The following is a 25,668-nucleotide window of genomic DNA, read 5'->3' as shown; positions in this document are numbered from 1 at the left end:
GCCCGTACATGCGGCCGGGTAGTGCTCGGCGGACGGACGTGAACGGCATGCGGCGAGGACGTCCTTCGTGCGGTCGGAGCCGGTCGGCGCGTAGGCGGCGGCTCGCGCTGCGGGGCGGAGAGGGGCGGGGGAGGGCAGCGAACTGCAGCCGGACCGGCTCGGCCCCGCCCGAGCCGAGTCCGACACCCGCCTCCCGGCGGCCCACCCCACCCTCCGTGCAAGGCTTGCCGGTATGCACGAAGCACCGGAGGACCGCGCCGTACGGAGCTTTCTGTCAGCGATCCGCGTCGGCGACCTGTGCGCTGGGGTCGTATCGGAGACCACCCGTTCCGGCGTCGCGGTGACATTGGACGGGGTTCCCGGCGAGACCGCTGGGGTTCGTCGGCTCGCTGGACCTGCCCTGGGGGCGGCCTCGGACCGAGGGCGTGGAGGTCGGTCGGCGGATCACCGCTGAGGTCATCGCCGTCGACCGGCCCGAGGGCCGGGTACGGCTGTCGATGGCAGCCACCGGGAACCCGGAGCTGTGGGCCTTTCTGAAGCTGCTCGCCCCCGGCGAGATCCTGGCCGGAACGGTCGCGTCGATCGAGTCGTTCGGCGTGTTCGTGGCGCTGGACGACGGGCCCGCCCATCCGGTCTTCCCGGGGGTCGGGTTCATCACGTTCCCCGAACTGTCCTGGTGTCGCTTCGAAACGGCCTCGGACATCGTCCGGGTCGGTGAGCGCGTCTCGTGCGAATTCCTCCAGTTCGACACCACGAACGGGGAGGCCAGGCTGTCCTTGCGGGCTACACGGCCGGACCCTTTCCAGGACTTCGCCGACGGCGTCGTGGCGGGCCGGAGACTGCGCGGAAGGGTCACCGGGCTGGTTCCGTTCGGCGCTTTCGTCCAGGTGGCCGACGGGGTCGAGGGGCTGATCCACCTCAAGGACCTCGCACGGGCACCCGTACTGACACCGCAGGAGGTCGTAGGAGTCGGCGACGAAGGCCTGGTCGTCGTCACCGACATCGACCGAGGACGCCGAAAGCTGACGCTGTCGCGGCGGGAGCTCCCCTCCCGCCGATCGTGATCCTCCCAAGGCACGGCGACGCACTCGGTGCAGAGCCGGACGGCGATCCCGGCCGGGCGGGCCTCGTTCTCCCACAGGCCCGGGGCGCAGGCGAGGACGTCCTCGCTGCCGCGCCCGCGTCGGGGGTGGGACAGGAAAAATCGTGCGCTCGTTCGTACCGCCTCGGATAGCGTGGCGCACCACCCTGCTGGGAAAGGGCCGCAGCGGAACGGGGGAGGCACCGGTGGAGATGGACGAGGCGGCGCGGGCCGCATGGTGGGAGAGCCTGCCTGCGGGGATCCGTGACGAGATCGACGGGTACGTCCTCCAGGACTCCCTCTTCCGCGCGCTGCGGACCGTCCTCGATGTCGGCCGTGTCCCCTCCGGCATCGGCATCGGCATCGCCCAGGACATCGTCAACGACCGCTACACCCACCACGGCGACCGGATCGCCCGGAGCCCCGACAGCCCCCTCGACCTGGAGTCCCTGGCGCTTCGTGCCGCCGGCTGCCCCGGCCGCGTCGTGGCGATCGAGGCGGTCTGGGACGGCGACACCGTCCACGACTGGTTCACGGTCCTGCTGGCGATCACCGAGGACCCCGCGCAGGAGCATCCGTTGGCCACCATCCACTCCACCACGGCAAGGCGCTACCTGGACGGCGGGGAGGGTGCCGGCGGCGGACAGCTCGCGTGCGCCGCGGCCGCCTCACGTGCGGGCCGGGCCCTGGCCGGGCACCTGTCGGTGCCCTTCCACTTCGCCGGCCCTGACACCCCGGACGACGAGGCTCCCCGCTGGCGGGACTGAGAGGTACGGCACGTCGACCAGCTTGTGGTCGGACCCGACATGTCACCGGCCGGCGACCGGGAGGCCCGGCACCCATGACGGTGCCGGCCTCCCGGTCTCTTCTGCCGATCGACGTTCCGCCCGCGCAGTGCCCCTGGTGTGCACTTCACCCCGGGCACCGGGGAGCCGGGTCCTCGGACTGTCACCTGCAGTAGGAGTCGGCTCTGAAATGACCTGCGAGCATCATCCTGTCGCTGCTCCCCCGATGCCGCCGCTCCAGTGGATGCACAAGTTCTTCGCGTAGAGGCAGACCGGCCCCGCGTACGAGGAGAAGCAGTCGGCGTCCCACCCTCCTCCTCCGTCGGTGAGCCGGAGCTCGGCTATCGCACAGGTGGTTCCCGATCCCGGCGCGATCTGCATGATCGAGCAGTTGTAGCCGGTTGGAGGAGTTGTAGGTGAGGAAGGCGTCCTCCAGGTACGGTACCGTCGCTGGTCATCGTAATGTGTTCGACGACGGTGCAGCCGGCGCCTCAGACTCCGCTGTGGGCGCTGGTGGTTGCGGTGGCCGTCCCGGGCGCCAGGGTCACGGGGGCAAGCCCCACGGTGGGCGCGCCGGCCAGCGTGCCGATCCTTCCGAGCGTGTCGGTCATCGGGTGTCCTCCTTTCTCGTCAGGTGAAGAGGCCGTCGGACTGGGCACGGCACCCCTCCCGAGCGGCAGGGCTATCCGCAGTGGGTGTGCCAGCGGCTGACTTCCTGGTCGTGGATCACACCGCCCCAGTCGATGCAGGTGCCGCGGCCGTCCACGGAGACGGGGCCGGCGTACGAGGTGTAGTAGCCGGAGTCGATGTCCTGGATGCCGTCGTCCCGCCCGATCCAGGCATTCATCGAGAGGGCGGCGCCCGGATGGCTGCGCACGACGACCAGGCAGTTCCGGCCCGACTCCGCGCTCCAGGTCAGGTAGGCCGCTCCGAGGTTCCCGATCGGCGCGGAGTCGATGAGCTTGTATCCGTTCCCGCAGAGTCCGGACGCGTCAGCGTGGGCGGCGGGAGTGGCGAGGGCGAGCAGTCCCATCGTCATGGCTCCCGCGATGACGGCGGGAACGGAAGTTCTGAGGCCCCGGAACCGTCCGGGACCGTCGCGAGGGCCGACCCCACCGCAATGGAGTGCTTCGACGATCATGATCGTTCCTCCTTCTCCTCGCTACCCGCAGTGCGACCTGTACTGGTACGCCCCGGTGTGTGCGTCGTCCACGTAGCCGCCCCAGTTGATGCAGGTGGCCCGCCCGTTCGCGTACACCGGACCCGCGTAGTGGTGGTAGAGGTTCTTGTCCTCCTCCTCGAAGCCATCTGCGGTCCGCTGGATCCAGGCCGTCATGTAGTAGAGCTCGACGGGTCCGTCGTTCGCTCCGTACTTCTGTGTGACGACGCAGTTGTAGCCGTTGGATTTGTTCCAGGTCAGAAAGGTGCGCCCGTATCCGCTGATGTCGAGCGAATCGACCTCGCTGTATCCGGCGCCGCACGATCCGTTGTAGGTCCCGTTCACCGGAGTTGCTGCGGCCGCTTGCGGAAAAGCGAAGAGGCCCACGAGCGCCGACGAAAGGGCGATTCCTGCGCGAAGGCGGAACGACTGGATTGTCCTCACTTGGACTCCCTGTGTGACTGACCGAGTGGGTGGGGTTGATGATCCGGGTCGGAATTCCCGGGAATGCGGGGGATCGGAGAGCGCCGCGACGGCGGGATCAATCGCAGTGCCCGTTGTTCTGCCAGTACTTTCCGTAGAGGTACGAGCCGCCCCAGTCCACGCAGCTTCCCTTGGCGTAGACGAAGACCGGGCCGGCGTAAGCGGCGTAGTTACCGCTGTCGGATTGACGGGAGGCGTAGTCGCCGGTCCGCTGAATCCAGGCGTCCATGGATCGGGCGGCCCCGGGGTATTCGGCCACCGTCACGACGCAGTTGTACCCGTTGTCCGAATAGGTCAGGAAGATGTTGGCGCCCGACTCCAGCCGCAGACTGTCGATGACCCGGTATCCGCTGCCGCAGGCGCCGTTGTATCCGGCGGCCGCCTGATCCGTTCCGAGGCGCGAGGGGACCTCGGCCGCGGTTGCCGTTGCAGGCAATGCCATCAGCAGCACTCCGCTGGCGATCAGCGATGCTGCGGCTGCCTTGAAGTTGCCCTTCATTTCTCTCCCTCAGGTTTGATCTCCGTGTGGCGGTTCATTTCATCGGCGAGAATTCGCCCGGACTGATTTCGGAGTGCGCTTGGCCGGGAAGTGGGAATGGCAGGGGCACAGGTGGGGCGTGACCGTCAGTCACGCCCCACCTGGGTGGTCGCGCCGACCCCGCTTCGGACCATCCCGGCGGAAGGGTCGGAGCCATGCGAATGCCCGCACTGCGGGTTTCGGGCTCCGCCGATGCATCAACTGCAGGCCCTACCGAAGGAAGGGATCCGCGCTACCGCGGCAGCTCCCCGGATCCCCGAACGGGCAGAGGGGCCTCAGTGCCAGCCGGTGCAGATGGGCTGGTCCCCGTTATCGATGCAGGCTCGCGCTTGGACCGAACCGTTGACCATGTTGCCGAAGCTGGTGGAGCCGGTCGCGATCCACCCGTGGATGTTCTGGTTCGTGTTCTGCACCCAGAAGTTCTGCCCGATCGAGGTGCCGGAGATTCGGGCCCAGTTCGCCTTGCACGAAGGGCTGTAGCGGAGTTCGATCGTGCCCAACGTTGAGGCCACCGATTCCACCGTGTAGGCGTCCGGGCTGCAGCCCATGTCCACCGGGTCCTGCCCGTTGCAGGAGGACCCGTAGCAGCCGGCGGTGACTCGGGGCGTGGCGGCGGATGCGGTCGGAGCGGCGAGCCCGCCCAGCGCCGTCGCGGCCACCGCGACACCGACGAGGACCCTGACCGTACGATTCGTACGCTTCACTCGGATTTCCTTCCCTGTAAGAAGGGGATCGGCAGAAGTTGCGTGTGTCGGCGTGCGCCCGGCGAGGCACGGGATGGCAGGACCGCGGGTGGGGTGCTGACCGTGGGCCATACCCATCCGGGCGTCAGCTGCCGACCCCGCCGAGGACGGGGAGCTGCGCTACCACCGCAGCTCCCCGGATGCCCGAACGGGCGAAGGAGCCTCAGTGCCAGTTTGTGCAGGCGCCGCTAGAGATGCAGGCACGCGCCTTGCCCGAGCCATCGACCATGTCGCCGTAGCCGGTGGAGCCGATCGCGTGCCACCACACGACTAGGCTTTCGTTGTACACGTAGAACTCCTGCCCGTTCGAGGCGCCGGAGATCCGGGCCCAGTTCGCCTTGCACGAAGGGCTGTAGCGGAGTTCGATCGTGCCCTTCGCCGAATCCACCGATTCCACCGTGTAGGCGTCCGGGCTGCAGCCCATGTCCACCGGGTCCTGCCCGTTGCAGGAGGACCCGTAGCAGCCGGCGGTGACTCGGGGCGTGGCGGCGGATGCGGTCGGAGCGGCGAGCCCGCCCAGCGCCGTCGCGGCCACCGCGACACCGACCAGGGCCCTGGCCAGACGATTCGTACGCTTCATGCGGATTTCCTTCCCTGAAGAGAGAGGTGATTGACGTTGCCTGGCAGGCTCAGCACTGCCTGCCGCATGTGCACCGGTCAGCGCGACGCCGTCGGCCGCAGTGTGTGATCTCAGTGCGCGTTGGTGTAGATGTAGCGCCCGGTGTCCCAGTCATAGATGGCGAGCTTGATGGTCGTGCCAGCGTCGGAGCGCCCGAAGTCGCCAGCCAGCCACCAACCACCCGCCACCTCCTTCGTAGCGGGAGTACCGAACCAGTCCCACCCGCTGCCGTTCCACGTCAGGACCCACAGGTTCTGGCCCTGGTGGCTGGTGACGAGGTACGAGTCGACGTACTCGTGTCCGTCGGCCCCCCAGTACACGTCCATCTCCGCCCACTCGCCGGTGGCCTGGATGAGGTCGTGCCAGTGGTAAGGGCTGCCAACGGTCCTGACCGGCGAGCCGAGCTGCTGCGACGCGGCGGCGGCCGGATCGGCGAGGACGACGGCGCCGCTGATGAGCGCGGCGCTCGACGCGAGTGCGACCAAGGCGGTACGGATCTTGACGATCGCCATGCTGTCTCCTTTCGGCGTGGGAACGGAAGGGACTGAACGGCGGCCCGAGAGCTGTGGTTCTCGGTTGCCGTTGCCCTTCACGGGTGCGGTGAACGCGGCCCGCACACGGGCGGTGGCGTCCCCGGGGCACGGTCGTGCCGGTGCCAGGGCCGGCCGTTGCTGTGCTTTGGCCCCGGCACGGTTCGAGTTTTCACAGCCGACCGGTTGTTGCGCAGCCCTCCTTGCCGAACGAAACAAAATGCCGCTCCGCAGGTCGGAAGGACCGCTGGAACGAGACAGGCTGATGAGAAGCCGTTGCGGTGGGTTTCCCCGGCCCGTAGGTTGACGCCGGTCCGGTGGTGTCGCCGAGTGGGGGAGGACACAGGATGGGGCGCCAGGAGGTCCCGCTGGATCCCGTTGCCGGGCCGGTCCAGCGCTTCGCGTCGGAGCTGCGCGAGCTACGCCGGGATGCAGGGGACGTCACCTACCGGGTTATGGCCGGCCGTACCCGGTATTCGGTCGCGACGCTGTCGCGGGCTGCCGGGGGGCAGCAGCTCCCGTCGCTGCCGGTGGCGTTGGCCTACGTGGATGCCTGTGGCGGGGACACCGCGGAGTGGGAGCGGCGTTGGCACGCCGCGGTGCGGGACGCGGCCGCCGAGGACGGTGACGACGCCGATGCTCCGTACCGGGGCCTGGCCCGCTTCGAACCCGGTGACCGGGAGCGGTTCTTCGGCAGGGACCGGCTCGTCGCCGACCTGCTGGCCCTGGTGGACTCCCGTCGCCTGGTCGCCGTCGTGGGCGCCTCGGGCAGCGGCAAGTCCTCCCTGCTGCGCGCCGGACTGATTCCGGCGCTCCGGGACCGGGGCGCGACGGGCACAGGTCCGGCCGCCATCCGGGTCCTCACTCCGGGCCCGCGGCCCGCCTCCGACCATGCCGCAGCGGTGGCGCCCGCGAACGGCGCGGGCGACACGGTGCTGGTGGTGGACCAGTTCGAGGAGGCGTTCACGCTGTGCACCGAACCGGCGGAACGCGCGGCCTTCCTCGACCTGCTGCTGGCAGCGTGTGATCCGGACAGCCGATTACGGGTGGTCCTGGCAGTACGGGCGGACTTCTTCGGCCGCTGCGCGGACCACCACGGCCTGGCCGTCGCCCTGCGGGAGGCCACGCTGCTGGTCGGGCCGATGGGCCCGGCCGAGCTGCGAGAGGCCATCGTCAAGCCGGCCGCCGGCGCGGGCCTGATCGTCGAACGCGCCCTCACCTCAAGGATCATCGAGGAGGTCGACGGCGAACCGGGCGGGCTCCCGCTGCTGTCGCACGCCCTGCTGGAGACCTGGCGCCGCCGCAAGGGCAGGACACTGACGGAAGCCGCCTACGAAGCCGCCGGCGGGGTACGCGGCGCCATCGCCCGCACCGCGGAGCGAGCCTACGGCGGCCTGACACCGGAACAGGCCACCACTGCCCGGCGCATCCTGCTGCGACTGGTCACCCCGGGCGACGGCGCTCAGGACACGAGCCGTCCCGCCGACCGCACCGAACTCGAATCCCGCGGCACCGGCGACACCGGCACCGCGGGGGTGCTCGAAGGCCTGGCCCGCGCCCGGTTGATCACCCTGGACGGCGACACCGTCCACCTCGCCCACGAGGCACTGATCAGCTGCTGGCCGCGGCTGAACGCGTGGGTCGACGACGCCCGCAACAGGCTGCGCCAGCACCGGCGCCTCACCGAGGCCGCCAAGGCCTGGGAGGACTTGGGCCGCGACCCCGGAGCGCTCTACCGGGGCACTCTTCTGGCAGCGGCCGAAGCGGCCTTCGCGACCGGCGGGCACCGCGACGACCTCACCCCGCTGGAGTTCGAGTTCGTCAGGGCCGCTCTCGCCGCCCGAAGCCGAGAACAGCGAAGCACGGCACGTTCAGCCCGACGGCTGCGCACCCTCCTTGGCACGCTGTCCGCCCTGGTCGTCCTCGTCCTGCTGACCGGGGTGATCGCGTGGCAGCAGAATCGGACCGGCGAACGGCGTCGCACGGAGGCCGCCGCCCGCCGGGCCGCCGCGGTGGCGGACGGCATGCGCACCTCCGACCCCCTCACGGCAATGCGGCTGAGCCTTGCCGCGTGGAAGGCCGCCGATCTTCCCGAGTCACGGTCCGCACTGCTCGGCGCCGCCGTCCAGCCGGATCAGGACGTCTTCACCGACCCGCCCTCCGGCAAGTCCGTCCCGCAGACCCACTTCCTCAGCGGCGACGGCCGCACCTTCGTCGGTGTCGGCCGCGACGAGGTGGTGAAGTGGGACGTCGACACGCACCGCCGGGTGGCTTCGCTGCCCGGATTGGGGGCCGAAGCGGACGACGTGGACGACATGAGCGCCGACGCCCGGACCCTCGCCGTGTTCGAGCACGACCATGTGAACGTGTGGAACCTGCCCGAGGAGAGTACGGGCGCGACCCCGGTGTCACGCCATTCCTCCGGTCCCGGGCTGGACCCGACCGCGGCCCGGTTCAGCCCGAGCGGACGGACCCTGCTCCTCTACGCTGTCGCGGGCGAGGACGACGTGGTCCAGGTCCGGGATGTCCGCGACGGCCGGTTGCTGCTCGAACGACGCACCAGGGGCGGTGAGCGCAGGCCGGTCGGCCCCGACGAGCTACACGGCGTACCTGAAGCCAGGCAGCGGCGGATGTGGGTGGAGGACCGCATGCAGCACTACCCGTACCCCGATGCGTCGCTCAGCCCCGACGACCGCCTGATGGCGCTGTGCGTTCCGGGCGAGCCCGTCCAGGTGTGGAATGTGCCCGAACAGCGCCAGGTCCCCACCCCCTGGGCCCCCGACGTCACCGCGCAGCAGTGCCTCAACCAGGCGGTCGGATTCGCGCAGGACGGCCGCCGGCTGGCAGTCGTCGACAGCGGCGGAGTCCGGATCTGGGACATCGCCTCGGGAACGGAGCTCCCGCGGATCGAACACGCCGACATCAGGGAGGCGGCGTTCAGCGCGGACGGAACGCTCATGGTGGCGTCGGACGGCAAGGAGGTGCTGTTGTGGCGCCTTGACACCCCATCGGTCCCGTTCCTGCGGCATCCGCTCGCCAACACCGACGCCAGCCAGTTCAGGCTGGATCCGGCCGCACACAGGATCCGCTACCTGGAGGGCCCGACCGGAGCGGTGGTCCGCACCATCGACCTCACGAGTGTCCTCGCTCCGGCCTGGACGAGCCGACCGATCGCGGCTGCCGTGTTCAGCCCCGACGGCAGCACACTCGCCACGCTGACGTCGCCCGAGGGCGGGGACATGTACCGCTTCCAACTGCGCGATCTCCGCGGGCCAGGAAACGTCGTCGACCTCCCCGCCACGTCCTGCACCTCGCAGCGTCAGAGCTCCATGCCCTGCACCGTCCTCACGGCCTTTCGTCCCGACGGGGGAGCCTTCGCCTTCAGCGTCTTCGACCGCTTGCAGTGGGACGCACCCCCCAGGGTGTCCATCTGGGACGTCTCCACCGCCAGCGTCACCGCGACCCTGGACCTCGTGGCCGGTGAGAGGCTCACCGTGTCCACTGTCAACGCGATCGCCTTCACACCGGACGGACGATCGCTCCTGGTGTCACGGATGCCGCAGGAGGAGGCCGTGGAAGTCTGGGACCTGTCCCAGAGGGCCAGAACACGGGTGATCTCCGGCATCGGCGGGGAACAACTCTCCGTCCGGCCGGACGGACAACTCCTCGTCACCTCGCACAACCAACTCGCCGACCTGCCATCGGGCCAGGTGAACCCCCGTGCGCTCACCCAGAACACGACCCACGCCGTGGCCTTCAGCCCGGACAGCCGGTACCTGGCCACCGGCGACGAAGCCGGCCGCGTCACACTCTGGGACGGCAATGCCGAGCGGAACCTGGGCGTACTGCCCGGCACCTTCAGACCCAACGCCACAGGGGTGTTCGACCCCATCTCCGCACTCGCGTTCTCCCACGACGGCCGCACCCTGGCCGCCGCGGGCACCGACGGCACACTGCGGATGTGGGACCTCGCATCCCACCAACCACTCGGCCCCGCCCTCCCCACACCAGGAGGCGCCACCCTCTCCCTGGCCTTCAGCCCCGACGACCGCACCCTGCGCATGGCGACCGAGCACGCACCAGGGCACGAGGTCATGATGGCCCCGGACCGGGAAGCCGCCGACATCTGCGAACGGGCCGGAGGCGGACTGCCGCAAACCGACTGGGACACGTACCTCCCCGAAGTGCCCTACCGGAAGGTCTGCTGACCCCGACGGTGCGATTCCCTGCGAGCCCTCGCCGCCGATCAGGCGCTCGTTGTCCAGCCGTACGACCAGCTGCCGACGACGCTCCAGTTCACGGTGAGCAGCAGGACGAGGTCCGGGGCCTCGGAGTGGCCGTGAAGACCCGCTGGCGACTCGCCGTCGATCCCATCGAGCTGAACGCGCTCCACGAGATCGCGGCCGGCTGCGACGACACGCCAATCACGGTCGTCGTCGCCCGCTGACCAGCCGCCAGCACCCACAGCGGCTTCGCACAGGAGCCGGGTGAAGCCGGTGCGGTCGAGGTGTGCGACATCCCACAGACTCCCCTGAACCTCGCTGGCTCTGCCGTGACGGAACGCATCGGAGCCCTGAGGGCGGGGACGCCTGCCTCATGGCTGTTCAGCTGGCCCGGACGACGGTGTCAGAGGTCGGACAGATCCGGCCTGCCAAGCGGGGCGGATACCAGTGTGAGCCGAGCCCGGCCGGCCGCCAGTGCTCAAGGAGCATCCCCGCGCTTGCGGGGCCTACGACTCGGGGCAGCACCGCCCCGGCCGTCCTGAGGAGCCATCCCCGCGCGTGCGGGGCCTACGTTCCCGTCCTGCGGAATTCGGGGCCTCTCGCAGAGCCATCCCCGCGCGTGCGGGGCCTACACTTTCTGACCTGCTGTGATTCGGCTCAGAGTACGCCAATCAATTCAGTTCGAGTCCGCAGCCCCGTCCATGCGGGGGTCGTCCAGGCGCTCCGTTCTCTCAACCGAGCAGGGCTACTTCCTCGGTTGGCCGACCCTTGGCACATCGCTCCACCACGTCACCCACACGGGGGAGCACTTCGAGCAGCAGGATCACGGGATCGCCGTCTCGCGTCCCATTCTGCTCCGAGGTGGCGCGGTCGGCTGGCTGCACGTCCAAGTTGAGCCCGACAAGGCCGTCCCGAGCCCAATGTCCGCATCCGCCCGGTCGGGAATGCCCGTCACAGATCCGGAGCCCATTGACCGCCCGCTCGTCGACGGGCAGCGCGCCGGGAGCACATGCGAGCACCACCGAGGTTCACCCTGCCCAGCTCGGGCCCGGAGCCGGCCGTCACCCGGTGGCCGGCTCCGGGCGGGACTCACCGTGCCGCGACAGTCGGCCTGCGTCGTGAAAGCTGGCACGCGCACGACGCGCCCGCCCATGCGAATGACCAGTGCTCATGAATTCCCCCCTCCGTCAAATAGGCATCACCGCAGGTGGAAGCCCTGGGGATTGGATGCCGGATCAGGAAAGCAGAGCGGTTCTCCGGGAGTCCGGCCACCGCGATCCAACCCTTTTGTGCTCCATGACACGCGGGTCGTGTCGGGCTCCGGGCTGATCATCTGGAATGCTGTTCTCCGTCCGCCGACCATGGCTTTGAGCGGCGGGCATCCGCAGTACCGGGCAGTCGGCCCGGGAAGCCCACGGAGAGAACGGAACATCATGAAGCCATCCGTGCTTGTCGTGTCCACCGACCCCCAGGGGTCCGCCGTCGTCTGGGCCGAGCGGGTGGGAGACAACCTGCCCTTCGACTTCATGGCGGCACACGACCACGCCGAGCAGCTGATCCACCTGAAGAACACCGGCGCGAAGATCCACGTCATCGCCAACCAGAAGGGCGGCGTGGGCAAGACCACCACCACGGTCAACCTCGCGGCGTGCACCTTCGACGTCCTCGGTGAGAAGGACGAGTACCAGCACATCTTCATCGACACGCCGGGCACCCTGGCGGACGAGGAGATCCTGCGCAGGGCCCTGGAGATCGCGGACGACGTCCTGGTCCCGATGATCACCGAACCGCTGTGCTTCGACCCGACGGCCCGGACCATCCAGCAGGTCATCGAGCCGATGGACATCCCCTTCCGGGTCGTCGTCAACAACTGGGACCCCCGGGACGGCCGCGCCGACCTCGAGGACACCGAGGCGTACATCAGCGCGAAGGGGTGGCCGCGCGCCAAGACCGTCCTGCGCCGGTACAAGATCCACTCGCGGGCGGTGGCCGAGGGAACGGTCGTCACCCAGTACAAGGAGAGCGGTACCGCCTACCGGGCCCGCGAGGACTTCTTCCGCCTGTCCCTCGAGCTGGGTTACGGGGGCCGCTGATGGCAGGCCGTCGCGTCTCCTTCGCGTCGATGGCCGGCGACCCGGTCGTCAACGCCCCGGGTGTGGACGCAGCCAACGACGCCCCAGTGGCCAAGTGGATCCCCACGGCGGGCTGCCTTCCCAACCCGCGCAACCCCCGTGACGAGCTGGGCGACCTCTCCGACCTGGCGAGCATCAAGGACCGCCAGCTGCAGAGCTGCCTCGCCGTCACCCCGGCCGCCTACCTGAGGCTGTGGCCGGAGGACCGGCAGACGCTGGGCGCGGGACCGCAGGACGTCGTCATCGTCAACGGCAACCGCCGACGGGCGGCCGCGGAGCTGTACGGGCGCGAGCAGCTGCTCGTCGTCGTGGACGACTCGGTGGCGGAGTCCAAGGCGACCCTGCTGCGGGCCGCGCTCGACGAGAACATGGCGCGCAAGGACTTCGACCCGATCGAGGAGGCCAACGCAGTCCTGCTCATCGTGGCGCAGTACCCGACCGCCAAGGAAGCGGCCGAGGCCGAGGGCTGGTCCCAGAGCTGGATCTCGCACCGCAAGAACCTGCTGAAGCTCCACCCCGAGCTGCAGCGCCAGGTGCGGGCCAAGGCGCGCGGCGAGGAGGGCGTCTCCATCAACGTCGCCCGCCGGCTCGGTTCGGTGAAGGGCATCGAGGCGATGTCCCTGGCCGGGCAGACCGCAGAGCTGGAGCAGCTGCTCCAGGCCGACGCCGACGCGGTGGCCGCCAGGCGCGCCGCGAAGCTGGAGGCCAGGGCCGCCGCCAAGGCACCGGCAGAGGCTCCCGCACCGCAGCCCGCTGCGGTGGCTGCCTCCGCACCCGCCTCCACGCCCGCGGCCCAGCCGGCCGCGGAGGCGGCACCGGCCACCGTGAAGGCGCCAACCCCCGTCGCCCCCCGGCCGGAGCCCGCGCCCCGTAACCCGGTCGCGAGCGCCGAGCCCGTCCGGAGCACCGAGCGATTTTCCGCGGAAAATTCCGAGCCGCTCCCGATGCCGGAGCAGCGGGCCGTGGCCCCGGTGGACGAGCAGTCGTCGGCCGCCCCGCAGACGGAACTCGGCGACGTCGACTGGCACAACGTGGAGGAGCTGGCGGACGCCATCTGTCGCACCCTCTCGGCCGACGAGGCCTACCGCCTCGCCGACGCCCTGGCCAACCGACTGCTGACGACCAGCAGCTGACCCACCCGTGGTGGCCCGGCCCCGCCGTCATGGCGAGGCCGGGGCACCACTCGTCGCGTTCTTTTCCGGACTACGAGCTGTTGCGTTTGGTGGTACGCGGCAGTCGGTGTTGGTTGTCACGGACAGCCTTGGGCTGATGGCCGCTCCTCTGGCACCGACCACGCCGGAAAGGCTTCAAGGTCGCGGTAGGAGTGGGCCTCCAAAAGAGTATTGCAACGGACGGTCCAAAACGGCTAAGGTCGCGCCATGGCCCGACCGAGGACGTTCGACGAGGAAGGTGCCCTGGATGCGGCGATGCGCACGTTCTGGGAGAAGGGCTACGAGGCCACCTCCACACAGGACTTGTGCGACGCCACAGGACTGGGACGCAGCAGCGTTTACAACACTTTCAAGAGCAAGCACGACCTCTTCGAGCGCGTACTGGCCCGCTACATCGACTCCATGACGACCGCCCAGCTGGCCGTCCTGGAGGACACCCGACACAGCGCCGCCGACCGGCTGCGCACCCTGTTCGCCATGGTCGTCGACGGCGAGACGGAGACGGGACATCGGACGGGCGGACGTGGCCTCGGCTGCCTGACCGTGAACACCACGGTCGAGCTGGTCGCCCGGGACCCGCGAGCAGCGGAAATGCTGGACCGCGACACACGGCGCCGGCTGACGGCACTGCGCGCGGTGCTCCAGGAGGGACAGCGGGAAGGCAGCATCGCCTCTCCCCACGACGCCGGAGCGCTTGCCCGCTTCGTCAACGCGGCGATCGGCGGCATGCGCATCTCCAGCCAGGGCGGTGCCGACCGGGCCGCACTGGAGTCGATCGCCGAAATCACCATGGACGCACTCACCAGCTGACGGCGCACGCCACCGGGGGCCGCGTCCACGCCTGCCTAAATTTTGGACCGTTCAATACATAACTGACCTCGAAGGAGATCGACCCGTGCCTCGTGCCGTATACGTCCTGGCACTCGGCATCTTCGCCATGGTGACCAGTGAGTTCGTGGTCGCCGGGCTGATGCCGCAGATGGCCGAAGGACTGGACGCGACCATCCCTCAGATCGGCTACCTCATCACCGCCTTCGCGGTGGCCATGGCCGCTGGCGGCCCGTTCCTGACCGTGGCCCTGATGAAGTTCCCCCCGCGTACGGCACTGATGGTGCTGTTCGTCATCTTCCTCGCCGGCAACGTACTGGCCGCCACCGCGACCGGCTACGGCACGATGATGGCCGCGCGGATCATCACCGGCATCGCCTCCCAGGCGTTCTTCGGCGTGGGCATCTCGATGTGCGCCCAGATCACCCGCCCCGAGATCCGGGGCCGCGCGATCGCCGTCGTGATGAACGGCCTCATGCTCGGCACCCTGCTCGGCCTGCCCATCTCCACGCTGGTCGGCGAGCGTTTCGGCTGGCGCGCCGCGTTCTGGACCATCACCCTGATCACCGTGGTCGCGGCCGGGACCACACTGTTCGGTGTGCCCCGCATCGAACACGCGGAGAGCAGCGGCGGCTTGCGCCAGGAGGTCGGCGTCTTCAGGAAACCCAAGATGTGGCTGGTGCTGTCCAGCAGCACACTGATCATCGGCGCCACCTTCTCCGCCTTCAGCTACTTCAACCCCATCCTCACCGACGTCACCGGCTTTCCCACCGGCACCGTCCCTCTGCTTCTCGTCGCCTACGGCGCCGCCACCGTCATAGGCAACAACGTCGTCGGCCGCTTCGCCGACGGGCACACCGTCCCGGTCCTTGCCGTCGGCCTCGTCCTCAACACGCTGTTCCTGACCGGCTTCGCCCTCCTCGCCGACGTACCCGCCCCGGCCATCATCTGCATGATGGGCATCGGCCTGGTTGGCGTCACCATGAACCCGGCCATGGTGACCCGCGTCCAGCGCACCGGCAACGCAGGCCCCCTGGTCAACACCGTGCACTCCTCCTTCATCACACTCGGCATCATCCTCGGCTCCTCCATCGGCGCCGTGGTGATCGACATCTGGGGGCTGCGCGCTCCGCTCTGGCTCGGGGCTGTCTTGGCGCTGGTCGGCCTGGCCACCGTCCTGCCCGATCTCGCCCGCCGCACCATCCTGGCTACCGGCCCCGCCCCCTTGTCTGCCCTGCCCGACGAAGGGAACGAGTTTGTACCCGCTGATCAGTCGGCAAGGAAGCAATAGCAGATGGCGGCTGCGGCACTGTCAGTGAAAGCAACGAAATGCTCGGCCTCGCACTCGTAGCGACCTCCTGGGCATGAGGGTGGAAGCCGTCGAGGTCGAGGACGTCGCGGGCGGCGGCCGGGTCGCGGAGCCGCTCGCGGACGTCCTCGACGCGGTCAGCGGTCGGCGGGAGCGGGGTGCCGTCCGGGGTCTCCTGTTCCTGGCGGGGGTGCGGGGTCGGTGATGACGGGCATGCCGAGGCCGACCAGTTGAGGGCGTCCGTCGGTGGAAGTGTTCTTGAGGCTGTTGAGCTTGGCCATCGCAGCGTCGAAGCTGACCTGAAGTCCCTCAACCTCGCCGAGCCAGCCGTTGGCGCGGGCCTCGCGGATGCGTTCGCGGAGGTTCTGGATGATCTCGATGAGGCGGGGCTTCTGGCGGGGGTCCATCTGGAGGACCGGGCAGCGGATGCAGGCGTGCTCGTGCTTGCAGGGGGTTCCGTAGGGACGCCCGCAGGTGCCGAGTGAGACCTTGCGGAGTTCGAAGTGCTGCTGGAAGTCGCGCCACTCCTGCGGCGTAGGCTCCCGGTAGTCCTCCTGGGGACGCGCCGCGCGGCGACGGTCGAGGAAGCCGCGGTAGGTCCTGATCAAGTCGTCCTGGAAGACGGCTAATGGTGGAGTCGGGTATCGGAACTCCCCGAATAGCGGCGCCGTCATGCCGTCCGTGCCTTCGCCTCTCTGAGAAGCGCTTCTCCATAGTGCGTGCCTGCATCAGGCAGCAGGACGGAGGCCGGCAACAGGGTGAGCGGTAGGCCCTGCGGCATGAGCTGCCCGAAGACTGACTCGACCACCCGGTGCTGCTCGCCAAGCGGCTGCCATCGGGGAACTGCCTGCCCATGCGGCGGGGTCAGGCTCACCCCAAGCCGGGCCAGTCGGTGCAGCAGTGGGGCGTCCCCGGCCAGGTGCTCGGCCGCGGGAAGTCGGCCCACGGCCGCGAGCAGCGACCGTGCCACTCCTGCGGCTTCGCTCTGCGGGAGTCCTTCCGGGCGTTCGGTGACGGACCGGCCGAACTCCTCGACGAGCGTCACCTGGCCGACCGTCATGTGCTGCGCGATCCGGAGCGAGCGCAGCCTGCGCCAGTCCCCGTCCCTGGTGTGCCGGTCCGGTCGGGTCAGCCACTGGGTGACGAGCGCCTCGGTGTGCATCGACGCGACCGCCCGGTCGCCGATCCGGGCCAGCAGGAACGACACCCAGCCGTCCGGCAGCCCGACCAGCGCCGACGGCAGGAGGCCGCCCAACCGGCAGACGGCCAGCGCCGGGCTGAGGTCGATGCCCTCGTCCGTCTGCAGGACGAGGGTCCGGCCGATGTCGGAGCCGATCCACTCCGCCACCGCGGCCGCGGCGGTGCGCCTGGCCCGCTCACGCTCCTCCTCCGACACCTCCTCCTGGTCGAACGCGTGCTCCAGCCTGCCGAGCGACCAGAGCACCTTCCGCCCCACTGAGTTACCCGTTGGCGCCGCGCCGCCGTCCAGCCCCGCCCGGTACGCCTTCCGGTACTTCACGAACCACAGCGGGACCAAGCCGTCGACGCGCTTCGCGGTGTCGGTGAACGAGTGCAGGGCCAGCCTGCCGAGCGGGCCGCACATCCACTCCGGCAGGTCGACGACCGTCCGCCGGGCCCCGGGCTCCACCAGGTGGACCGTCCGCTGCCCGCGGACCCGGCCGAACCGGGCGACCTCGGTCATCAGCTCCTCCCCGGGCCCGCACGCCGTCCGGCCGGGCGAGAACCGCGCCAGCAGGCCGAGCGGGGCCACCGCGACCAGCCGCGTGCCGCCGCCGGCCCCGTCCGCCGCCGCCTCGTCGACCACGGACACCCGCAGCAGCTGCCCGACCGTCAGGTTCCCGAACTCGTGGACGGCCAGCGGGTGGTCGACCAGGCTGACCAGGTGGCGTTCGTGGCGCAGCACGGTCAGCTTCCGGACGGCCCGCAGCCGCTCGACCAGCAGGTCGCCCGGCACGTCCTGTGCCCACGCCGCGTCCCGGGCGGGCAGCCAGCACAGGGCCTGGGTGCGCTCCTCTTTGCAGAGCACGCCGAGGCATGCGCCGTCCAGGCCGTCCACGGCGAACAGCGCCTGCACGGTCGTCTCGCCCAGTGCGGTGTCGCCGGTCGGCAGGCCGCTGCGCAGCGTTCGGGTGGTCCGGTCCCAGTACAGCCGCAGCAGGCGCCGGTCCGCGGCGAGTGCTGCCGCGGCCGGTTCGCGGGCCTCCTGCGGGAGTCCGGGCAGCAGCTCGTCCATGTCCGTCCTGATCAGCGCCGCGCCGCTGCGCATCACGATCCGGCCGTTGCCCAGGTGGGCGACGGGCCGGGCGAGCACGGTGCCGTCGGGCCAGACCCCGCCGGGCTGTCGGCGGCGGGAGACCGTGACGACCGGTTTGGGCCCGTCGGTCACGGCTTCGACCGTCACCGGCAGCACGCCCAGCTGGCGGAGCAGCACGCTGCCCGCCTCGGTCGTGCTCGACGCCAGGTCGTCCCGCAGCCACCGGGCCATGAACCAGTGCTCCTTGGATGCGGGGGCCAGCTCGACCGCCGTGTTCGGCAGCCCCGCCACCCGCAGCGCCCCGCCCGCCGGGTCCGCAGTGAGGAGCACCGTGTCCCCGGCCCGGACAGAGTCGGGGGCGGCGGGCGCCAGCGCGTTGGCCTCGTCGAGCCACACGGTGCTGCCCGGGGGGCAGCGCTCGATCAGTGCGCGTTCCGCCGGGTAGGGGAAGGCGGCGTCGCCCGCGCCGAGGTAGAGCGCGCCCGCCGTCTCGTCCGCGTGGCCGACCGGAAGCAGGACCCGGTTGTGGTAGCCGGCCCGGAGCGCGCCGCGCAGGCCGGGCCGCCAGTCGGTGAGGACCAGGTGGCCGCACTCGTTGACCCCGCCCTCGATCCGCCCGTACAGCACGTCTCCGGGGGCGAACCGCGACCAGTCGAGGTCGGCCAGCGAGTGTCCGTCGGAGAACCGGACGAGTTCGCCGCGGATCTCGGCGATCCGGCCCGGTGTCATCTCCAGCCAGACGCCGCCGTCCTCGGCGCGGGCCACGGCCCAGTACGTCCGCAGGGCCCCGGGGCGGTCCTGGAAGGTCTCCTCCAGCAGTTCGGTGGCGGGGAAGCCGTACTGGCGCAGGGCCGCCGACTCGTGCCGCAGCGTCCAGCCGCTGCCCTTGCGGGAGAAGAACACCGGCTCGTCGAGGATCCGGGCGAGGGCGGGCAGGTCCCGCAGCCGGGGCCGCTCCCCGCCGAGCGACCAGGTGCGGGTACGGGTGTCGTGATAGCGCCACCCGCCCTGCCCGCACTCCCGGGCGATCTCCCGGGCCGACGCGTCCAGGAAGGAGACCTGGGCCCAGGGGACCGTCCGGGCGGCGGGGTCCGGGCCGGCGGTGCCGACCGGCCGGGCCGACACCCCGTCGGCCGGGTCCTCGGCGTCGTACTCCAGGACGCCGGCCCGGGGGTCCTCCATCGGGACCAGTTGGGCGCTGCGGCCCGCGGTCCTGCGCACCACGCCCGCGATCTTGGGGTGCTCCCGGTGCAGCAGGGCCGCCCCGGTGTCCCGCCGGGCGGTGGCGTTGAGGCCGGGCAGGCCGGCCACCGTGAACCGGCCGTGGGCATCCGCCTGCCGGACGTCCTCGGCCGTCCGGAGGCTGTCCTTCGGGAAGACCACGGCGGGCCTCGGCCGCTCGTCCAGGTAGGTCAGGTCGGCCGGTATGGCCTGCCGGACGTGGACCCTCCCGTCGGCGTCGAGCAGCAGCCGCACCACGGATCCGGCGGTGACCTCGTCGCTCGCGTGAAGTCCGGCGAGGTCGAAGAGCACGCCGGGCCGGAGCTCGATCCGCCGTCCGTCCGCGTCGACCACGCCGAAGCTGCCGCCCGGCCTGCGCCGCAGGTGGCCGCGCAGGGTCTCGGTGCTGCGGACCGGCGGCGACTTGGTGGAGCCGTGCCACTGGTTGGGGTACTGGCCGGGGTCCCCGAGCCGCACCAGCATCCGGGCCCGTCCCCGGTAGGCGTCGAGGCCCTCGGTCTTCGCGGCCCGGCGCAGGCAGCTCTCCCGGTGCGAGAACTCCCGCCGGGGCACCACCGCCGAGAGCGGCTCCCCGTCCTGGCGCACCCCTTCGGGCAGGACGAAGCGCAGCAGGTAGTCGTTGCGGGTCTCCTGGATCGCCCCCGCCTCCAGGTAAAGCCGGTCGTCCCGGCCGAGCCCCCGGCTGCCGTCGGTGGTGGCGTGCGGGGCGACGGTGGCGAAGCGCAGCGCCCGGCGGTGCCGGCCCAGCTGTTCCGGGACGAGCCGGCCCAGCAGGAGCCTGCGGCCGGTGCCCTCCCCCTGCGCGGCGAGCAGCGCCGGCACGTCCCGGTCGTCGATCCGGGCGCTGACCGGCTGTTCGACGGCGTGGGTGTCCGGGTCGGTGTCGCGGCCCAGCCCCCGGGTGCGGGTGACCGCGCGGTGCACGGTGACCCGGCCGCGGTCGCCTTCCACGGTGGCGTCGAGCAGGTGCACGACGTTGGCGTGCGTCGCCTCGGAGTGGATCTGCCGTTCAACGCCGGTGGCGATGTCGGCCAGTTCGATTAGCACGGTGACGGTGTCGGGGGCGTCCTCGGCCGCGCGGAAGGCCATGGCCTCGACGCGGTCGCCGTGGAAGAGGGCCAGGCCGTCCGGATCCAGGGGTTCGCCGCCCACCAGCAGCGTCCCGGTCGGGATGTCGACGAACCAGCCGTAGCCGAACTCGAACCGGGCGGCCGGGCCGGTGCCGGTCTCCTCGATGCCGACGTAGTACGGCTTGCCCCGGGTGTGCCGCGGGTCCCGGAAGTCGCAGCGGCTCCCGTCGGCCGCCGCGTACGGGGCGATCACCGCCATAAAGTCGGTGACGGACAGCGGGGCGGCCGACAGGAAGGAGGCGGCGTAGCCGGTGCCGTCGGGGTGGGGCACCGGCCGGGCCCGGACCAGGTCGGTCGGGTGATTGCGGCCGCCCACCCAGGCCCGCGGTTCGTCGAGGATCTCCAGCCACGGCCGGTAGACCCCCTCGGCGTCGGGGGCCTCGCAGGTCGACAGCGCCATCCGGCCGTCCGCGTCGATCCGCCCGGTCAGCACCGGCTCCGGCAGGTCGACGATCCGCTGCCAGGCGGCGGCCCTGTCGTACGCAGGGCGAAACACCGGGTCGGCCGGCCGCCGGGACGGCCCGACCGGGGAGAGATCGTACTCCCGTCGGACCCGAACGTACCGGGTGCCGGTGCCGTCGGCAGGCACCCGTGCCACGTCACGCAGGTCGACCTGCTCCCGTTCCACGTGGACGGCCCGGAACTCGTTCCCGAGGTCGATGCCCGCAGTGTGGCCGACCCGGTGGACGCCCCCGTGCTGGACCACGACGGGGAAGGTCCCGTCGTTGCGCGGTCTGCCGCCGCGCCGGGCGGTGGCCCGGCCGGTGCTCGCGGGCAGGGTTCCGGTGCCCGGCTCGATGGCCAGCCGCGGTCGGCCCGAGGTATCCTGACGGACCGTCAGCGGCGTGCCGTCCGGGCCGGTGGTGGTGCCGACCGCCTTCCAGTCGGCTCCGGGCTCGGCCACCCGTTCCCAGAGCGCTTCGAAGTGCAGCATCCGGCGGTGCGTCTCGAAGGTCCATCCGGCGCCCGTCCGCACGCCGCGGAGGTGGTCGCCCACCGCGGGTGCGTCGACGTCGAAGCAGTCCACCGGCAGCCTGGCCACGGCGATCTGCCCGCCGAGGTCGAACCAGGCGCGCACGTGGCTGACCTGGTTGCCCTCCTTGTAACGGGCGACCACCAGGCCGCTGAGTCCGGGGCGGTCCAGCTCGGCCGGATCTCGCGGGGGCAGGCACCGCTCCGCCAGCTGCCCGGGCGGCAGGGCCGCCAGGGGGGCGTGCAGCTGGTCCGGGAAGGGCCGGATCAGGTAGTCGGAGCTGACCTGGGCGCGGCGTGGGGCGGTGCGGGACAGCACCGGGAAGTCGCCGCTGAGCGTCAGGGACTCGGTGGCCACCCGGCCCTGCAGCCCATCGGCGGTGGCGGCCCGGTTCGCGGCGCTGTCGCCCTTGCGGGTGGCCCACACCAGGTCGACGACCGTCCGGTCTGGCACCTTCGCGTACCGGGCGTACTGCTCGGGGGTGGGCTTCTGTTCGAGGATGCCCTCCTCGTCCAGCGCCTGGACCTTCACCACGGCCCGCCGGGCGGCGCCGTCGTCCCACGCTTCGACGCTGCACACGGCGTGATCGCGCCTGGGCGTCGGGCCGGCGAACTCGGCCCTGACCAGCCGAGGGAAGCCCTCGACGGCGCGCACGTCGATCTGCCACTGCGGCCGGCCGTCGGCGTCCGTCCGGAGGAAGGCGTCCTCCTGCGTGTAGTGCTCGGCGGACCGTGCCCCGTCCTCGGACGGGTCGCCGTCCTCGGGCCGGTCGCGGGCCTCGGCCGGCGGGTCGAACACCGCCAGCCACTCCAGGTTGCGCCGGTCGAAAGGCTCCCGGGAGGACAGCCGGAGGACGGCCTCCCCCGGCGCGAACTCGGCGTGCACGATCAGCCCGGTCGGCGCGTCGGGGTACTCCTCTTCCAGCCGCCGCCAGTCGGCGGGCCGCCACGCCGCGGGCCCCAGCACGTAGGAGCGCCCCGGCGTGGTGACGAAGCGCCAGGCCGTGCCATACCCGGTCCGCTCGGTGGCGTCGCCGACCAGGACCAGCCGCACCGGCACCGGGCCCTCCCCGGCGCCGACCGCGACGGCCAGTTCGGGCAGCCCCGCGTCCAGCGACACCCAGCGGTTGAGCTCCCCGTGCCACCTGACCAGTACGGACGACCGGATCGGGGTGCCGTCCGGGGCGAAGGCCCGGGAGAGGTCCGGGTCCCAGCGGCGGCGGGCGGCGGTGTCCGCCTCCCCCGTCCCGCCGGGGTACAGCTCGCCCGGGCAGCCCTCCACCCGGAGCCCGAGGCCCGGGTGCTGGTCGGTGCGGGTGAGTTCCGCCGCGCGCACCTCGCCGTCCCGCTGAGGCAGCGGCACCAGCGGGACGACGGTGGGCAGCGGCTGCCCACCGGGGGGCGCGAGCCGCACGGCCACGGTGTCGCCGATCTCCCAGCGCCGGTCGTCCTGCGGTTCGGGCCGGCAGCGCTGGAGGGTATCGAGCCCGCAGTTGACCAGCAGGGTGGACGTGTCGCGCAGGGCCGGGCGAACCACCACGCCGAGCACGCAGGTGTCCGGCTCGGGGCGGGCACCGCCCCGGAAAAGGTCGAACACCTGTCGACGGCGGTCCCGCACGGCCCCGACCGAGGCGTTCTCGTCGCGCCGGTACTCGACGATCTCGCCGGTGCGGCGGTCCCGGACGGTCGCAGCGAGGAACCGCCGGTCCTCGCCGGGCAGGTCGGCGGCCCGGCGAGCCGCCGGGTACTGGGCGGGCCGCTGGGTGCTGTCCCACAACGAGGCCATCGCCTCGGCCAGCGTGGTTCCCCGGCCGCCGAGTTCCCGCGCCGCCGTCGCCCGCAGGAACCCGACCAGCGCCGCCTCGGTGCCGCGGCCGGAGATCCGGCCCAAGTGGTCCGACCACGGGTTGCCGTGTGCCGCCACGGGCGGCCGACCGCCCCACTTGTGGTAGAGCACCCGCAGGGCCCGCAATCGCAGCCGGTTGGCTGTCTCCGGGGGCAGCCCGCCGTGGGTCAGCTCCTCGAAGAGCCGGTCGTAGTAGAACTGCGCGCCGCCGCTGAGGCCGACGATCGCGTCCACCACGTGCTCCAGGACGTTCAGCAGCCGTTCCTGCGAGCCCGTCCCCTCGGTCGGCGCGCGGAACATCTCGAACATCCGGGCCCGCACGTAGCGCGGCAGATGGGCCGGCGTGCCGAGGGAGGAGACCAGGCCGCTCCAGGAGGAGACCCACTCCTCGTGGAGGTTGGCGTCGCCGAGTTCGGGGCGGCCGACCAGTGCGGCGAGCCGCAGCGTGCGGACCGTGACCGGGGTGATGCTGTGCTTGTCGGTCGCGGCGAGGAAGTCGCTCACCTCCTTCGACATCTCCTGCCACTCCTCGACCGAGAAGGAGTCCCGGTCCGGGTCGGTGGGGCCGCTGAGCACCAGCGCGCCCGGCAGCAGCGACCGCAGCGGCCTTCCGTCAGGGCGGCGCGGCCCCCCGGGCGTCCAGTCCCAGCGGAGCACGTCGTGCCGCGAGTGCGGGTGGAGGTCGCGGTACAGCCGGGCGGCGCCCGAGGCCGTCACGGCGGGTACGGGCTGGTCCCGTTCGCGGATCAGGTCGAGCAGGGTATCCGCGGGGGACGGCTGCCCGCCGAACCACCGGGCCCCGGCCTCCGTCCGGTGATGTTCGGTGCCACCCGCCGACGCCTCCTGGGCCCAGTGGAGGGCCACCTTGCGGGCGGCCCAGTCGGGCAGTACCGCGGGCGCGGCAGGCAGCTCCGCCACCACCCGGACGATCCCGGCCGGGTGGACCGCGGCCCGCACGCCCTTGCCAGCCCAGTCGGCGGCCGCCGCTCCGTGCAGGAGCAGCGCGCACAGGTGGCCGACCTGCAGCTGGGCCTGGTGGACGGAGCCGTGCACGGATTCCATGAGCGGGTCGAACGTCCGGTACAGGATGTCGCGCAGGTGGACGAGTAGCAGCAGCAGGTGGTCGTCCCCGCCCTCCGGCCCGCCGTCCAGTTCGGCTTCCCCGCCGGGTCCGTGGCAGGTCAGCAGCCGGACGGCCAGCAGGCCCGCCCCCAACAGGCGCACCAGCTGCTCGGGTTGGCCGTCCTGGAGCCGGACCACCGCTGCCGCGCCGGTGGTGCCCACGGTCTTGCGCTGGTCCTGGACAAGCCAGGGCGACCACAGCCATGCGGCCGTGTCCGGGTCGGTGTCCACGGCCGGGCCGGCGGTGGGCAGCGGCGTGGGGATCTGGCCTGCGGGGTGGCGCAGTGAGAGCAGTCGGTGGGTGTACTGCTGGACGATTTCGTAGGAGTCGTAGGGCAGGGTGAGCGGGAGCCGGGCCGGGGCCCCGTTGCGGCCCGGCCCGCCGACCGGTCCCTGGGGGGCGGGCGGGCGCCACCAGCGGGCGAGCCGCCGGGCGACCCGCTCCGGGGCGCCCTCCGCAGCGGCGGACCACAGCGCCGTCTGCCACAGCACCGCCGACATCGCCGACTTCGACGCGGCTCCCGTCCCTCCGAGGCGCCGGTAGGCGGCCTCCCGGGCCTCGCAGTCGACCGCCTTCGGGATCAGCCCGTCGGCGGTCCAGGACCGGAGCCAGCCGGTCAGGCGTTCTCCTGCGAACGCCTCGGCCTCGACCGCGTCCAGCGGGTCCGGGCCGGGGCCGGGGTCCGCGGGCACCGGGTAGGTGATGCGGGCCGCGGCGGCCAGCAGGTCCGGTTCCAGGTCGAAGGCGCCCCGGGAGGCCGTCGCGAGGGCGGCCCGGACCCGGTCGGCGTGTTCGGGCCGGAGCGCCGCGACGGCCTCGGCGGCCTGCAGCAGGGCCATACGCCCGTACCGGCCGGCCAGCGCCTCCTCGGTCAGGGACTGGTGCTCGTCGAGGACCTCGCCCACCGCGCGCGCGTCGCGCCGGACCAGGAAGCGGGCCGCCACCAGGGCCGCGGTCGGGGCGAGTTGCTCCACCAGGTCCTGGTACGGGACGTCGGCGGCATCCGTCTCGGCCGTGCCGTCGTCCAGGCCGTCCAGCAGTTCGCGCAGGGCCGCCAGCGCGGGGCGGACGGGGCCGGCGGCCGACCGGAGCGCGGCCCCCAGGCGGGTCCGCAGGTGCTCGGGGGCCACCGCCGCGATGTCCCGGTAGACGTCCGCCGCCCGCGCGATCACCTCGCCGGTGCCGGCGAACCGGTGGTGCGCCGGCAGGACCAGGGGCAGCGCGTGGAGCGCGGTGGCGGTGCCGGTCCGGCCCAGGCCCTCCAGTGCCGCACCGACGATCTCTCCGGCCCGGGGCGTCCCCGCCGGTTCCTGGAGCGCGGTCAGGACGTCCAGATGGAGCGCGGCCGTCTGCGGCGGCAGCCCCAACGAGGCACAGAAGTACCAGTGTTCGAGCATCCAGGTCCCTTACGTGCGGTCACCGGCCGAGAAGTGGCATCGGCGGGACGAGAAACGGGTGACCCACCCTACGGGTTCCGG

At 71.7% G+C, this 25,668-nt stretch carries 15 protein-coding genes; 7 read left to right on the top strand and 8 right to left on the bottom strand.

Annotation, left to right across the window (positions count from 1 at the left end; translation table 11 throughout):
* Positions 1-425 precede the first annotated feature (425 nt).
* A complete protein-coding gene (locus ACZ6EM_RS32555) occupies positions 426-1,064 on the top strand; it encodes a S1 RNA-binding domain-containing protein (protein WP_465773937.1) in 639 nt (212 codons plus the stop codon).
* A gap of 142 nt (positions 1,065-1,206) precedes the next feature.
* Positions 1,207-1,848: a hypothetical protein gene (locus ACZ6EM_RS32550; protein WP_452178496.1), complete on the top strand. Its 642-nt coding sequence runs from the start codon at positions 1,207-1,209 to the stop codon at positions 1,846-1,848.
* A 700-nt stretch (positions 1,849-2,548) separates the two neighbouring features.
* Here ACZ6EM_RS32550 and ACZ6EM_RS32545 read toward each other — a convergent pair.
* The 6 genes from ACZ6EM_RS32545 to ACZ6EM_RS32520 all read right to left on the bottom strand — a co-directional run bounded on the left by ACZ6EM_RS32545 (position 2,549) and on the right by ACZ6EM_RS32520 (position 5,920).
* Positions 2,549-2,905, bottom strand: coding sequence for a spore-associated protein A (locus ACZ6EM_RS32545; protein WP_452178495.1), 357 nt, complete (start codon positions 2,903-2,905; stop codon positions 2,549-2,551).
* A gap of 123 nt (positions 2,906-3,028) precedes the next feature.
* A complete protein-coding gene (locus ACZ6EM_RS32540; RefSeq protein WP_465773936.1) occupies positions 3,029-3,370 on the bottom strand; it encodes a spore-associated protein A in 342 nt (113 codons plus the stop codon).
* 196 nt (positions 3,371-3,566) lie between these two features.
* Complete coding sequence (locus ACZ6EM_RS32535) at positions 3,567-4,007, bottom strand: spore-associated protein A (protein ID WP_465773935.1); 441 nt, start codon at positions 4,005-4,007, stop codon at positions 3,567-3,569.
* A gap of 314 nt (positions 4,008-4,321) precedes the next feature.
* Positions 4,322-4,750: a DUF2690 domain-containing protein gene (locus ACZ6EM_RS32530; RefSeq protein ID WP_465773934.1), complete on the bottom strand. Its 429-nt coding sequence runs from the start codon at positions 4,748-4,750 to the stop codon at positions 4,322-4,324.
* A gap of 202 nt (positions 4,751-4,952) precedes the next feature.
* A complete protein-coding gene (locus ACZ6EM_RS32525) occupies positions 4,953-5,369 on the bottom strand; it encodes a DUF2690 domain-containing protein (protein WP_331768597.1) in 417 nt (138 codons plus the stop codon).
* A 110-nt stretch (positions 5,370-5,479) separates the two neighbouring features.
* A complete protein-coding gene (locus ACZ6EM_RS32520; protein WP_331768596.1) occupies positions 5,480-5,920 on the bottom strand; it encodes a hypothetical protein in 441 nt (146 codons plus the stop codon).
* Between the two features lie 365 nt (positions 5,921-6,285).
* Here ACZ6EM_RS32520 and ACZ6EM_RS32515 point away from each other — a divergent pair, with 365 nt between their 5' ends.
* From ACZ6EM_RS32515 to ACZ6EM_RS32495, 5 genes are all read left to right on the top strand, one after another.
* Positions 6,286-10,146 (top strand): nSTAND1 domain-containing NTPase, encoded by a 3,861-nt coding sequence (locus ACZ6EM_RS32515; protein WP_465773933.1) that lies wholly within the window; start codon positions 6,286-6,288, stop codon positions 10,144-10,146.
* A gap of 1,469 nt (positions 10,147-11,615) precedes the next feature.
* Positions 11,616-12,254 (top strand): ParA family protein, encoded by a 639-nt coding sequence (locus ACZ6EM_RS32510; protein WP_401043242.1) that lies wholly within the window; start codon positions 11,616-11,618, stop codon positions 12,252-12,254.
* Positions 12,254-13,426 carry a ParB/RepB/Spo0J family partition protein gene (locus tag ACZ6EM_RS32505; protein WP_465773932.1) on the top strand — a complete coding sequence of 391 codons (1,173 nt, stop codon included), beginning with the start codon at positions 12,254-12,256 and terminating at the stop codon, positions 13,424-13,426. Before ACZ6EM_RS32510 ends, ACZ6EM_RS32505 begins: the two co-directional genes overlap by 1 nt.
* 246 nt (positions 13,427-13,672) lie before the next feature.
* Positions 13,673-14,275, top strand: a complete 603-nt coding sequence (locus ACZ6EM_RS32500; RefSeq protein ID WP_331768592.1) for a TetR/AcrR family transcriptional regulator — start codon at positions 13,673-13,675, stop codon at positions 14,273-14,275.
* A gap of 85 nt (positions 14,276-14,360) precedes the next feature.
* Positions 14,361-15,584 (top strand): MFS transporter, encoded by a 1,224-nt coding sequence (locus tag ACZ6EM_RS32495; RefSeq protein WP_465773931.1) that lies wholly within the window; start codon positions 14,361-14,363, stop codon positions 15,582-15,584.
* Between the two features lie 155 nt (positions 15,585-15,739).
* Here the strand turns inward: ACZ6EM_RS32495 and ACZ6EM_RS32490 are convergent, their stop codons facing one another.
* Positions 15,740-16,276: an integrase gene (locus tag ACZ6EM_RS32490; RefSeq protein WP_465773930.1), complete on the bottom strand. Its 537-nt coding sequence runs from the start codon at positions 16,274-16,276 to the stop codon at positions 15,740-15,742.
* Positions 16,273-25,587, bottom strand: a complete 9,315-nt coding sequence (locus ACZ6EM_RS32485; RefSeq protein WP_465773929.1) for a hypothetical protein — start codon at positions 25,585-25,587, stop codon at positions 16,273-16,275. The genes ACZ6EM_RS32490 and ACZ6EM_RS32485 overlap by 4 nt, the downstream gene beginning before the upstream one ends.
* Positions 25,588-25,668: the final 81 nt, after the last annotated feature.

This window comes from Kitasatospora sp. NPDC041917, from assembly GCF_055589745.1.
This window is presented reverse-complemented; position numbering and strand designations above follow the sequence as displayed.

What these genes read in the sequence shown, in the direction of transcription:
- ACZ6EM_RS32505 (WP_465773932.1), top strand. Translation starts at nt 12,254, where the DNA reads ATGGCAGGCCGTCGCGTCTCCTTCGCGTCGATGGCCGGCGACCCGGTC.
- ACZ6EM_RS32535 (WP_465773935.1), bottom strand. Translation starts at nt 4,007, where the DNA reads ATGAAGGGCAACTTCAAGGCAGCCGCAGCATCGCTGATCGCCAGCGGA.
- ACZ6EM_RS32515 (WP_465773933.1), top strand. Translation starts at nt 6,286, where the DNA reads ATGGGGCGCCAGGAGGTCCCGCTGGATCCCGTTGCCGGGCCGGTCCAG.
- ACZ6EM_RS32545 (WP_452178495.1), bottom strand. Translation starts at nt 2,905, where the DNA reads ATGACGATGGGACTGCTCGCCCTCGCCACTCCCGCCGCCCACGCTGAC.
- ACZ6EM_RS32525 (WP_331768597.1), bottom strand. Translation starts at nt 5,369, where the DNA reads ATGAAGCGTACGAATCGTCTGGCCAGGGCCCTGGTCGGTGTCGCGGTG.
- ACZ6EM_RS32490 (WP_465773930.1), bottom strand. Translation starts at nt 16,276, where the DNA reads ATGACGGCGCCGCTATTCGGGGAGTTCCGATACCCGACTCCACCATTA.
- ACZ6EM_RS32500 (WP_331768592.1), top strand. Translation starts at nt 13,673, where the DNA reads ATGGCCCGACCGAGGACGTTCGACGAGGAAGGTGCCCTGGATGCGGCG.
- ACZ6EM_RS32485 (WP_465773929.1), bottom strand. Translation starts at nt 25,587, where the DNA reads ATGCTCGAACACTGGTACTTCTGTGCCTCGTTGGGGCTGCCGCCGCAG.
- ACZ6EM_RS32520 (WP_331768596.1), bottom strand. Translation starts at nt 5,920, where the DNA reads ATGGCGATCGTCAAGATCCGTACCGCCTTGGTCGCACTCGCGTCGAGC.